Below are 12930 nucleotides of genomic sequence, written 5' to 3'. Positions count from 1 at the left end.
GCAAATAACGACAGAAAATCAAAAACTGAAGAAAGTGTTCTAACTAAGATTTACGAATTCTTAATCCTCTCGAAGTTAAACTACCATCTTCAGCCTAATTATTTAGCAATATTTTTATATGATAAATTTTAAAATAAATTTTTTATATGTTTGCCATTTTGGATACATAAGAATGCTGTCTAGAATTATATTCTGACAATAGACCTTCATACTCTAAAGTTAAACCATTTAAATTATAAAAATCATTTGGTGTTACTTCAAAGGCTTCTTTATTCAAAATATCTATTTCACTTTTTTCTAACATATCAGCAACAAAGTTTGAACATACATATTTATATTCAACTTTTCTGTGAATATTCATAGACAAATATATCAATGCCATTATATCATAATAGTAATCTTCTCTATAATCACTAATCAATTTTATATTTTTAAATAGATTTTCATATTGTAAATTATCTACTTCTAATGAATATACTCTACATACAGTGTTTTTTCTTATAGCATATAAGCCTTGATTTATATTTTCTTCAACAAAACCTCCAATAAATGGATTTCTTGGATTTAATCTCCCAAAAGAATACATTGGCTTTAAATTTTCATTTAATGATATTGACACATGTGTATACAGTTTTTTACTTATATTTCTTATTAAATAAGATAATACAGTTCCTGTATATGTTGTTACAATATAAATTTTATTCATCATTTCCCCCCAATCTAGTAATCTAGTAATTAAATAATATTATACACTTACAACTTAATGTCATAAAATATTCTAACATAATAAAGTCTATTTTACAAATTTTGATTTTAAAGTGCTTTAATATTATATAAAATATAATAAAAATATAAATATAAATTTTCTATATTTTTAACCAACAGATGTTTTCTTTAAATTAATCAAATGATTTAGTATATCCTGAGCTTTTCCAGAATCCTTCAGATAACCTAATGCCCCATTTATTTGTGATTTTAAATCTATTTCTACTTCCATATCCAAATCAACATTTCCTTTTTTTATAGATATATTTTTAAGTGTTACTGGATAAAGATAACTTTTCTCTAAAGTAATTTTATTTCCATTAACCTCAAATGGAACCTTTTTATTGTAATTACTTAGTATTTTTTCTAGCATTTTATCACTTATTTTAAATTTTCCAATCATTACATTTTCAAGACTTACAACCAAATCTTCATTTTTTAAAGTGGGTTTTAGTTCAAGCTCATATTGGCTATTGATTAGACCAAAGACCTTATATGGACCTGCCACTTTTATTTTTCCATCCTTCATCTCAACAAAATTATTTTCAAATTCTTTAATTCCGTGTTTATTCATTAATGTATATATTAGGTTTCTAAACTCTTCTTCTGAAACAGATACTTTTCCAACCATTCTAAGTGGATTTTTTACTATTTCCATAGAGTTTATATATGAACCTTTTGATAAATACTCTTCGTCTATGATTTTATTATTTTGTGAACTAACATCATATCTCTCTTTTGGTGTTAGTGTGTATACAACAATACCTGTTAACACTAAAATAATAACAATTAAACTTAATATAATCTTTGCAATCTTTCCCATCATAGTCTCCTTTACAAATCTGTCAACAGATTTAAAATAAATTTAGATAACTAACTTCACATAATATTCTTAACAATATACATATTATAATACAGTCTTTTAAAGATTAATTCAACTAATCTGCTTTTTTGTAAATAAACTGTAAAAAAACATGTTTTTAGTATAAAAGTTAATATTTTGCATAATACTCTTAATTACACCTTTATTTTTTTCTAATCTTGGATTAAAATTAATATTATGCAATACAGTGTAGTGTTCTGTATTATAAGCAAATTAAATAGGAGGTATAAAAATATGTCAAATGAAACGAACTCATCTAACTTTATAAAAAATATTATTATAAATGACCTAGAAACAGGAAAACATGACAATATAATAACTCGTTTTCCACCTGAACCAAACGGATATTTACATATTGGTCATGCAAAAAGTATATGTCTTAACTTTGGACTAGCTAAAGAATTTAATGGAAAGGCTAATTTAAGATTTGATGATACAAATCCATTAAAAGAAGATGTTGAATATGTAGAATCCATAAAAGAAGATGTTAAGTGGTTAGGATTTGATTGGAATGAATTAAATTTTGCATCTAACTATTTTGATGAAATGTACAAAAGAGCTTTAATCCTAATAAAAAAAGGTACAGCTTATGTATGTGAATTAACACAAGAAGAAATGAGAGAGTATCGTGGTACTCTTACTGAACCTGGTAAAGAAAGCCCTTATAGAAATAGAACTATTGAAGAAAACCTAGATTTATTTGAAAGAATGAAAAATGGTGAATTTAAAGATGGAGAAAAAACATTAAGAGCTAAAATAGATATGTCTTCTCCAAATATAAACCTTAGAGACCCAATTATATACAGAATAGCTCATTCAACACATCATAATACAGGAGATAAATGGTGTATATATCCTATGTATGCTTTTGCCCATCCAATTGAAGATGCAATTGAAGGAATAACTCACTCTATATGTACTTTGGAGTTTGAAGACCAAAGACCTCTTTATGACTGGTTTGTCAGAGAATGTGAAATGGAAAATGTACCTAGACAAATAGAATTTGCTAGACTTAACATAAACAATACTGTTATGAGTAAAAGAAAATTAAAACAACTTGTAGATGAAGGTATTGTTGATGGTTGGGATGACCCTCGTGTTCCTACTATATCTGGGATTAGACGTAAGGGATATACTGCTGAAGCTTTACGTAATTTTTGTAGTGAAATAGGAGTATCAAAAGTTAACTCTACAGTAGACAGTCAAATGCTTGATTATTTCCTAAGAGAAAACTTACAACCAAAGGCTCCACTTGCTATGGGAGTTTTAAGACCTTTAAAATTAGTTATAACTAACTACCCAGAAGATAAGGTTGAAATGCTTGAAATAGAAAACAATGCTAAGGATGAATCTCAAGGTAAAAGATTAGTTCCTTTTTCTAGAGAATTATATATAGAACAAGATGATTTTATGGAAGAACCTATTAAAAAATATTTCAGATTTTTCCCAGGAAATGAAGTTCGTTTAAAAGGAGCTTATTTCGTAAAATGTACTGATGTAATTAAAGATGAAAATGGAAATGTAGTTGAAATACATGGTACCTATGACCCTGAGACTAAAAGTGGTTCTGGATTTACAGGTCGTAAAGTAAAATCTACAATACATTGGGTTGATGCTAAATCAGCTATACCATGTGAATTTAGATTATTTGAGCCATTGATTCTTGATGATTTACCTGAAAATGAAGGAAAGCATTTCTTAGAACAAATAAATCCTAATTCATTAGAAATATTACAAGGTTTTGTTGAGCCTACACAAGTAAAAGATGCTAAACCTTTTGATAAATTCCAATTTGTTAGAAATGGGTTCTTTAGTATAGATAATAAGTATACAACTAAGGAAAAACTTGTGTTTAATAGAATAGTTCCTTTAAAAAGTTCTTTTAAACCTGCTAAATAATTTTTATAACTAAAAAATGAAGACTTAAAATATAAATTACTTCTACTATAAATAAATTTAGTTAGAAGTAATTTTTTATTTTAGTCTTCATCATTTATTTTAAATAATTAACTTTTTCCACTACAGATTCCCATAACCTCTATTCCATCTTTTATACATTCTATATTGAGAGGAAAATCTGGACCTTTTTCCCCATCAATATCTGTTATAAGAGAATCTTTACATTCTATATCTACTTTTTTAGTTTTAAAATATAATATTTCATTTCCATTATATTGGTCTAAGTAATCACCCCTAAGCACACTTATCAAAACTGGTATTGATTTTGGAATTGGCATTCCTTTAAAAATAATTACGTCTAAATATCCATCATCTATTTCAGCTTTATATGCTAAATTTATATTTCCTGCTGTTTTTCCATTAAAAATCAGCATAAGATACATATCTCCATCATAATTCATCTCTTTGGAATATACTTTTATCTTAAACTTCCTCATATACAATGCTTCTTCTATTCCCTTTATATAATAAGAAATTCTTCCAAACGAATTCTTTAAGTCTGTGCTTATTCTTTGTGATACATCAGTAAACATACCTGCACTTGCGACATTTATAAAGTATTTATTATTTACCTTCCCTATGTCTATTTTCTTTGGCTTTGAATTTATGATTTCTTTTATAGCTTCTTTTATATCAAATGGAATTTGAAGAGCATTTGAAAAATCATTTGCAGTTCCTGTAGGTAAAATTCCAATTGGAATCTTTATATCTAACTCTTTCATTGAATTTACAACTAAATCTATAGTCCCATCACCACCTGCTATTAGTATATGGTCATAGGAACTATCTACTTCTTTAAATGCATTATTTACAGGTTCTTTAATATTCAATCTGTAGGGTATCAATAAATAATTTTCTTCTTGATATAATTCTATAATAGTATCTAAATTTGATAATATTTTTTTTTCACCTGAATTAGGATTGTATATAAGTTTTACTTTTTTCATTATTTCTCCTTACTTATTTTATTCTTTTAATATCCAAAGTCTTCGTTTAAGAAAATTACATGTATTCTTTCTGGTGCTAATTGTCTTTTTATAAGTGTATAGCTACAGCAGATTCTTCCTGGACTTGAACAATCTATACAGACACCAGTAGTCTTACAACCAGTATTTGTATTCAGTCTCTTGCAATTTGCTGGAGCAGCTATTGTTTTAGTTCTTTTTATAGCTTCATCTACATCTTTAACTATTTTATTTACACCTGCTACAACTATTACTTTATCTGGTCCATATATCATAGCAGCTACTCTATTTCCATTTCCATCTAGATTGTAAAGTTCTCCATTTTCTGTTATTGCATTAGTACTTGTAAAATAAGCATCTGCACAAAATGATTTTCTGTATATTTCTTTCATTTCTTCTGGTTTAATATCTTTTGCATATCTATCAAGAAAATCATACTTTTCTCTTATAAAGTCAATAACTCCTGTTTCAAATAAAGTCATAGAGCCTCCACAACCTACTAGAGAACCTACTTCTACTATTTCTTCAATTTTTTTAAGAAGCTCTTCTTTATTATTTACTAGATACCCTTTCATGTTATTATTTTCTAGAGATTTTATCGTTTTTTCTATTCTTTTTTCTTTAAGCCAATTTAGATTTTGATCCATCTTAACTTCCCCCTTATTTTCAATATGTATTAGTTTATTATAAATTTTATTTTCTTTATAACTTTATTTTAGTACATCTAAAAAAAAATACAATATAAAACTTTAAATAAGTTTTCCATAAATTTCTTTATAAGACTAACTCATAATTTATAATTAAAAAGGAAAGTAGATGTATTTTTCTACTTTCCCTATATTGTATGTAGTATTATATATTTTCTGAAATCTATATATTAATTATATGCTTTATTTTATTAAATATCACAATTGATTTAAGTGTAATATCATATTCTTTTTTAAACATATAAATTGTATTATTAAGTTTATTATATCCAATTTTAATAAATAATGTCACTAATTTGATGAAGAAGATGCTATAGCTGCACTTGTAGCTGCCATTACACAAGCAACTTGAATAGCAACAACAATATTTAAAAATATATTATTAGCTATAGAATCTATATTATTCTCTTTTTGTATTGAATCCGCATAAATAGAAGCCACAATAGCAGAACTAATCATTACTCTATTGCTTTTTCCTAAAGACCAATTCCCAAAACCTTTTTCTTCTTTAAGTCTATTTGAAACATTTTTTATATTTTCTATTATTTCATTTTCTTTATAATCTAATAACGAAATTGCTCCTATTATTGGATACCCATAATAATTTAACTTACAATCATTCTCTTTAAATGCTTTTTTAAGTTCAATAGTTTTTTTGCATTTACCCATAGTTCTATCTTCACTAAATAAAAGAATTTGAGATAGTGCTTGTAAGTCATTTCCTTTATAAAAACCATTTTTATTTAGAAATTCATAACATTTTTCTATATATTCTAAATCTTCTTCTAAATTTTTTGAATGAATTGCAATAAGTGCTATATTACAATAGTCATCACTAGATGTTAAAAATGGATGTTTTTTCTTCATATATTCGTACACTGTTTTCATTTTTGATATACATGTAATATAATCCATTTTATCTCTATTTTCATAGACTATTGATGCTGTAAGTGGTAGATATGTATCTCCCCAAAACTTTTCATTTTTAAGATTTTTATATATCTCTAAAATCATCTTAAAACTACTTTCTGGATTTGATTCAAATGAAAGTAGTGTTGCCATATAAAATATGTTATATCCTCTAAAGTTAGAGAATAATCCAGTATTTTTTTTAATAAGCTCTATTCGTTCTTCTACTACTCTAGGGCTTATCCTCTTGTTCTTAAGCGTAAACGCAAGTGCACAACTATGTTGAATTAATCCCATTTGCCAAGAACCTTTAATCTCATTTAATGCTTTATAATTTTCTATTAATAAGTTTATTTTTCCATTTATAAAAGTTTGTTCCATATTGCCCTCCCAGTAATATACATTGTTGTATTAATTAACTTAATATCTATTATATATGTAATAAATATTGCAATCAATACATATTACTTGAAGAAGTTCTATTATTCCATAATGATGTATCCTTTTTTATAGTGCCTTCCCATATTATTAACCCTGTCATAATACTCTGATTCACTTTCGTTACTCCATTTGGGTATAAATACATCTATCGCATTAGAATTGCTAAAATACTTACTAGACCCCCTATCCATAACGGTTTTTACTTTACCATCTACAATAATCTTAGTTCCAAAACTCAAGTGATTATTTGCCACAAAACCATCTTCTAAATCATCTCCTGTAGCAGTTATAGCTCCATATCCATTTTCTTGGTTAAGACTGGTGTAATAACTCACTTCAAATGTTATAGGAATTAAATCCTTTATTTTGATTCCTAGCTGGTTTTCTAGCCTCTCTTTTTGCACTTTTAATTTATACTCATCACTGTTTTTATAGTCTTTCATACCTTGATTATATTTAGAATTAAAGTTTTGACCTGAAGTTACTATAGTATCTATATTTACTATAGATTCTTTACAATGCTCCGCATCTATTTTTGTTTCTCCATTTACCAATAATGGAGTTAAACATACACTACATACAACACATGTAATCAATGCTTCTTTAAGCTTCATAAATTCCCCCCTTATTATTTTGATATATTAGCATATTTAATATTATATGTCTACATTTAGATTTAAATGCCACACTCATTTGCTTTAAGAAGTTGTCTTATACTTAATTCACCCTAAACCCTTATAAATCCTCCATCTTAGAATCATATAGTACAAAGCTTTTATGATTAAATATATTTTTTATTAATCTTTTTGATAGCTCAAAACTACTTCTATTTAATTTTTCTATTTTTAAGAATTTAAGAATTTAAATTCTATAATTTTAAAACACATTGATTTTATTTTTTTGAAATGCTATAATTTTTTTAAGAGGTGATTAATATGATAAAAAATACAAAACAAATTACAATTGAAGTTAATGAAGTTTTATTACAAGAAGTATACAAAATGACTAATAATGAAAATAAAGATTTATCAAACTTGATAAACGAATCAATCATAAATTATATTCTTGAAAATAGAAAAGACAATATTGAAAATAAAGACTTAGAAGAAGTAATTGATTTCTACAAAAAAGAGAATATAGAAAAACCTAAAAGTGCAGCAAGAGCTATTGCTGAAGCAAAAACTCATACGTTATATTAAACAAATAAAAAGTTCCTAAAAATTAGGAACTTTTTATTTGTTTAATAGCTATTAATATCTATTTTAATAATATTTATTTCATATTTATAAATACTTATTTAAACAAGAATATAATCTAATACATCGTCATTTAATATACCTAAAACAATCAATATAAAAATAAAATTACAACTTTTAATATACCTAAAAAACAATTCATTTGTATAAATAATAAAAAAATTTTATTTTTCTATTTAATAACCAATATTTAGTTAAATTCTGATTAACTCTAAGTCTAATATAAAATCAAATCTTAATAAATTTAATTTTATATTAGACTTAGAGTATTAAAATGTGTTAGAAAACTAAGAATACTTAATAAAGAAATCTATGTATTTTACAGTTTACTCTACTTTTAATTCATTTGAATAATTATTGTAAAAACTATTTATTTTATGATAATTAAATTTATTTTAAAAATAACTAAAAAGTTTTAGTTTTTATATACTATTAAGTGCCTAAATGTTCATACATTTAAACGTACAATTAATACAAAAAATATATATTTAAAGTTATTCTTGTTGTTAATCTCAACAAACTATTCATCTTTTTTAATATCTTTTACCCATTTTTCAACAGAATTTAATTCTTCCTCATTTACCCCCTTTTTGAACAATGCCTTCATAAAGCTTTCAATAGAACTTCCATGCATATTATCTAGAAAAGTTTTTGTTTCAAAATGTAAATATTCATCTTCTCTAATAATAACTGTATAATGTGTATGTCTATCTATCTTTTTCGCATCTAAGAATTGCTTATTTACTAATCTTGATAAAAGTGTTAGTGTTGTAGTTTGCTTCCAATCATATAGTTTTTCCATAGCTTCAATGACATCTTTTGATGTTACTGTAAAATCTGACCCCCAAATAAATTTCATGACCTTTAATTCTGCTGGTGGTATCTTAGTAATAGTCATATGATTTTACACTCCTCTCAAACTTATATTTTCAGTACTACCCAAACATATAAAATCCCAAAGTAAAAAATAAATTTTATTTTTATATATATTAAGTATAACAGATTATTAAGTTAAAATTCTAATATTTAAGATAATATACCCATTTTATAATCAATAAATATCAATCTTTGAAATAACTATAAATTTATTTCAAAAACTATTTTTGAGTTTATCCATATGTTATAATAAATGTATAAAATTTTGATTGGTGGGTTATATATGAATGCATTTATTAGAAAACGAAACAAGAATTATGTAGTTTATCTCGAATTTACAGATGAAGATACTGGAAAGAGAAAACAAAAGAACATGGGTATTTTTGATAAAAAAAGAGATGCGAGCAAAAGGTTAAATGAAGTAAAGGAAAGTCTATATAAAGATGGCTTTTTAATTCCAAACGAAATCACTGTCTCAGAATTTCTATTAGATTTTTTAAAAAAGTACAGTGAAAATATATCATTAGCTACATACAATAATTATGTTAGTATTTGTAAGAATTATATTAATCCCTCTATTGGTAAATATAAAATACAGGATTTACATCCAATTCATATACAGAACTACATTGATAAACTATCTCATAAATTGAATCCTCAATCAATTAAGATTCATATAAATATATTGAAACTTGCAATAAAAAGAGCATACAGACTCAAATTAGTAAAAGAAAATATTATGGATAATATAGAAACTCCAAGATATAAAAAATTTAAAAATGAAATTTATGACAAAGAGCAAATGATAAAATTGTTGAACTTATCAAAAAATACATATATGGAATTACCTATTAATTTAGCAGTTGGTTTAGGTCTTAGAATTTCAGAAGTTTTAGGTTTAACTTGGGATAATATTGATTTTGAAGAAAATACAATAACTGTAAATAAGATAACAGCTCGAATTAATGGCTCTGTAATTCTTAAAGAACCCAAAACGGAAAGCTCTATTAGAAAAATATCTGCTCCAAAGGAATTAATCTTTTTACTAAAAGAATATAAGATAAAACAAAATAAAAATTTATTAAAGTCTTCTATTAGAAATAGTCGTGACTTGTTATTTTTCAATAAAAAATGTGAACCTATTGCTGAAGATGTTATGAGTAAAAAATTCAAAAGATTTTTAGAAAAGAATGACTTGCCCCACATTAGATTTCATGATTTAAGACATTCACATGTTACTTTACTTATAAATTCTAAGGTACCTATAAAAGTTATCTCAGAAAGAGTTGGTCATTCAAATATAAATACAACCTTAAATGTTTATTCCCATGTTCTAAAAGAAATGGATAAAGAAGCATCTGACAAAATTTCTGAAAATTTATTTAATGCCAATTAATATTACATTTTTTTAATTATAATTACTCTAGCCTTTATCATCTATAAAATTAATTTTTACTACTAATAAAATTAAAGCTAAATTAATATTCAAATTTAATTTTATAATAGAATAGTTAAAATATATTTATTACAAAATAGTTTTAGTATTATAAACACAGCTTCTACTTCGTAAATTAGGAGGATTGTTATGAAAAAAATTATATTCAGAAAAGCTACAACAGATGATATGTTAGGTATTAATAAGCTAGAATTAGATGTTTTTTCGGTAGAACAAAAGATTCCAAAAGATATAATCCCTATTTCTTAAGATATTGATGAAATTTTTATGGAAGCACGTGACACAACAGTTAAAATCATTTGTAGTTTAGGTGGTATTGTTACTGGTAAAGCTGAAGATTTTTATGATGAACCAGTAACTCCTATAACTTTACAAAAAATATATTATCATAAAAGAGAATCTCTATAGACTTATGAAATTATACTATATAATTTTTGCTTATTATGTCTCCAAACATTATTGTAATTTGACCCAATGTAAACAATTAACTTAGATTTGGAGACATATACTTTTTTATAATCTAAAAAATCCATATATATTTCTATCCATGATTCCATTTGTGTTATCTCTATAATTCTATTTACTAAAGTATATATACTAAATAAAAAACCTCCTAATATTTGATTAAAAACTTACACACTTATATAGCGTATTCTCAAACATTAAAAGGTTTTTATTCTAATAATTATAATTAGTAAAAATTATATTTAAACTAATAATTATTTATCTCTCCCATACATTTTAGCTAATTGTTCTTGTATCTCTTTACTTTCTAAATACTCATCGAAATCCATCTTTCTGTCCATTAGTCCATTTGGAGTTATCTCTATAATTCTATTTGCTATAGTAGATATAAACTCATGGTCATGAGAAGTAAATAAAAGCACTCCTGGGAATTTTTCAAGTCCTTTATTGACAGAAGTTATACTCTCTAGGTCTAAGTGGTTAGTAGGGTCATCTAACACAAGTACATTTGCATTTGAAAGCATTAGCTTACTAAGCATACATCTAACTTTTTCTCCCCCAGATATAACTTGAGCTTCTTTTAAAGCTTCTTCTCCAGAGAATAACATTCTACCCAAAAATCCTCTTATAAAACTCTCACTTTTTTCTTCAGAAAACTGTCTAAGCCAGTCAACTAGAGAATACTCTACTCCATCGAAAAACTTATTATGGTTTTTTGGAAGATAATCTTGAGAAGTAGTTACTCCCCATTTATATTCTCCACTATCTGGTTCAAGTTCTCCCATAACTATATTTAAAAGTGCAGTAGTAGCTATTTCATCACCCATAAATACTACTTTATCATCTCTATCCAATCTAAATGAAACATTATCAAGTACTTTAACTCCATCTATAGTTTTAGTTAAATTGTGTACTTCTAAAACTTCATTACCAATTTCCCTAGCAGGTGTAAATCCTACATATGGATATCTTCTTCTTGATGGTTGTATATCTTCAACTTCTAATTTATCTAATTGTTTCTTTCTAGATGTAGCTTGTTTAGCTTTTGAAGCATTAGAACTAAACCTAGCTATGAATTCCTTTAATTGAGCTATCTTTTCCTCAGTCTTTTTGTTTTGGTCTTTAGCAAGTTGTAATGCTAATTGACTTGATTCATACCAGAAGTCGTAGTTTCCAACATACATCTGTATTTTACCAAAGTCAACATCAACTATATTAGTACATATTTGATTTAAGAAATGTCTATCATGTGATACTATTATAACTATAGACTCTTCTAAATCCATTATAAAGTTATTTAACCAATTTATTGATTTGAAATCCAAGTGGTTTGTAGGCTCATCCATTAATAGTATTTCAGGTTTACCAAAAAGTGATTGTGCTAACAACACTTTAACCTTCTCTCCACCAACTAATTCTTTCATTTGTTTGTAATGCATATCCTTAGTTATACCAAGACCCATAAGTATTTTTTCAGCATTAGTTTCTGCATCCCATCCATCAAGTTCTGCAAACTCACCTTCAAGCTCAGCAGCTTTTATTCCATCTTCTTCGCTAAAATCTTCTTTCATATATAAAGCATCTTTTTCATGCATTATACTCCAAAGTCTTTCATGCCCTCTTATAACAACATTTAAAACAGTTTCTTCCTCATATTCGAAGTGGTCCTGTTTTAAAACTGACATTCTTTCTTTATCAGTTATAGATACATTCCCTGTATTTGGTTCTATTTCTCCTGATAATATTTTTAAAAAAGTAGATTTTCCCGCACCGTTAGCTCCTATTATTCCATAGCAATTTCCTTTAGTGAATTTTAAGTTAACATCTTTAAATAGTTCCTTATCACCAAATCTAAGTCCAACACCTGTAACTTGTAACATTAATGTATTTTCCTTTCTTTTTGTTCATAATTTATTTTATCATAAAATTTTGATAACATTTTTATTATCACGTAAACAGCATATTTTTTATACCAAATTCGTGAAATATTTATTAAAATTGTATTAAAGATTGTAAGTTTCATAAAAATTAACAATCTATTATATTATACTTATAAAAAAATCAAATTGCAACTTTATTAATTCTTTTACACACTCTAAATACTTTATTTGAATCTGTGAACTACCATCCACTTAACTACCTATGGTAATGTTTGAAGTGTTGGCTTCTTAGTCAAGATAACTATTGTTATCAGTATCTCCAAGCTATTAGGCTAGTTCCTAACCCTTATGATTACCATTTATATGGC

General features: G+C 25.7%; 12 protein-coding genes. 4 read left to right on the top strand and 8 right to left on the bottom strand.

Translation table 11 applies throughout. The features are described from left to right. Positions 1–142: 142 nt before the first annotated feature. On the bottom strand, positions 143–706 hold the full coding sequence (locus KGF36_RS07300) for a hypothetical protein (protein ID WP_227827931.1): 564 nt from the start codon (positions 704–706) through the stop codon (positions 143–145). A 168-nt stretch (positions 707–874) separates the two neighbouring features. Continuing rightward, the gene (locus KGF36_RS07295; RefSeq protein WP_227850325.1) at positions 875–1588 is read right to left on the bottom strand and encodes a DUF2140 domain-containing protein; all 714 of its coding nucleotides are present in this window, start codon (positions 1586–1588) and stop codon (positions 875–877) included. A 294-nt stretch (positions 1589–1882) separates the two neighbouring features. On the opposite strand from KGF36_RS07295, the gene KGF36_RS07290 reads away from it, so the two are divergent. Then, positions 1883–3547 carry a glutamine--tRNA ligase/YqeY domain fusion protein gene (locus KGF36_RS07290; protein ID WP_227854654.1) on the top strand — a complete coding sequence of 555 codons (1665 nt, stop codon included), beginning with the start codon at positions 1883–1885 and terminating at the stop codon, positions 3545–3547. A gap of 107 nt (positions 3548–3654) precedes the next feature. Here KGF36_RS07290 and KGF36_RS07285 read toward each other — a convergent pair whose 3' ends face one another. The 4 genes from KGF36_RS07285 to KGF36_RS07270 all read right to left on the bottom strand — a co-directional run bounded on the left by KGF36_RS07285 (position 3655) and on the right by KGF36_RS07270 (position 7243). After that, positions 3655–4554 carry a YegS/Rv2252/BmrU family lipid kinase gene (locus KGF36_RS07285; RefSeq protein WP_227827928.1) on the bottom strand — a complete coding sequence of 300 codons (900 nt, stop codon included), beginning with the start codon at positions 4552–4554 and terminating at the stop codon, positions 3655–3657. Between the two features lie 26 nt (positions 4555–4580). Continuing rightward, positions 4581–5219, bottom strand: coding sequence for a lactate utilization protein (locus KGF36_RS07280; RefSeq protein WP_227827927.1), 639 nt, complete (start codon positions 5217–5219; stop codon positions 4581–4583). 351 nt (positions 5220–5570) lie between these two features. Next, positions 5571–6569, bottom strand: a complete 999-nt coding sequence (locus KGF36_RS07275; protein WP_227827926.1) for a DUF4003 domain-containing protein — start codon at positions 6567–6569, stop codon at positions 5571–5573. A 101-nt stretch (positions 6570–6670) separates the two neighbouring features. Then, complete coding sequence (locus tag KGF36_RS07270; protein WP_227840537.1) at positions 6671–7243, bottom strand: hypothetical protein; 573 nt, start codon at positions 7241–7243, stop codon at positions 6671–6673. Positions 7244–7564: 321 nt separating this feature from the next. Here KGF36_RS07270 and KGF36_RS07265 point away from each other — a divergent pair, with 321 nt between their 5' ends. Beyond that, positions 7565–7828: a hypothetical protein gene (locus KGF36_RS07265; protein ID WP_227827924.1), complete on the top strand. Its 264-nt coding sequence runs from the start codon at positions 7565–7567 to the stop codon at positions 7826–7828. A 577-nt stretch (positions 7829–8405) separates the two neighbouring features. Here the strand turns inward: KGF36_RS07265 and KGF36_RS07260 are convergent. Then, on the bottom strand, positions 8406–8783 hold the full coding sequence (locus KGF36_RS07260; protein WP_227827923.1) for a BlaI/MecI/CopY family transcriptional regulator: 378 nt from the start codon (positions 8781–8783) through the stop codon (positions 8406–8408). A 261-nt stretch (positions 8784–9044) separates the two neighbouring features. Between KGF36_RS07260 and KGF36_RS07255 the strand changes: the two genes are divergently transcribed. Together KGF36_RS07255 and KGF36_RS07250 are read left to right on the top strand one after the other, a co-directional pair. Next, positions 9045–10157 carry a tyrosine-type recombinase/integrase gene (locus tag KGF36_RS07255; protein ID WP_227827922.1) on the top strand — a complete coding sequence of 371 codons (1113 nt, stop codon included), beginning with the start codon at positions 9045–9047 and terminating at the stop codon, positions 10155–10157. A gap of 327 nt (positions 10158–10484) precedes the next feature. Continuing rightward, positions 10485–10625, top strand: a complete 141-nt coding sequence (locus KGF36_RS07250; RefSeq protein WP_227827921.1) for a hypothetical protein — start codon at positions 10485–10487, stop codon at positions 10623–10625. Between the two features lie 311 nt (positions 10626–10936). On the opposite strand, the gene KGF36_RS07245 is transcribed toward KGF36_RS07250, so the two are convergent. After that, positions 10937–12562: an ABC-F family ATP-binding cassette domain-containing protein gene (locus KGF36_RS07245; protein ID WP_227841603.1), complete on the bottom strand. Its 1626-nt coding sequence runs from the start codon at positions 12560–12562 to the stop codon at positions 10937–10939. Positions 12563–12930: the final 368 nt, after the last annotated feature.

This window comes from Clostridioides sp. ZZV14-6009, assembly GCF_020658095.1.
Taxonomy (GTDB): domain Bacteria; phylum Bacillota; class Clostridia; order Peptostreptococcales; family Peptostreptococcaceae; genus Clostridioides.
The sequence above is the reverse complement of the archived record's forward strand: the minus strand, read 5'-3'. Positions and strand labels throughout refer to the sequence as shown.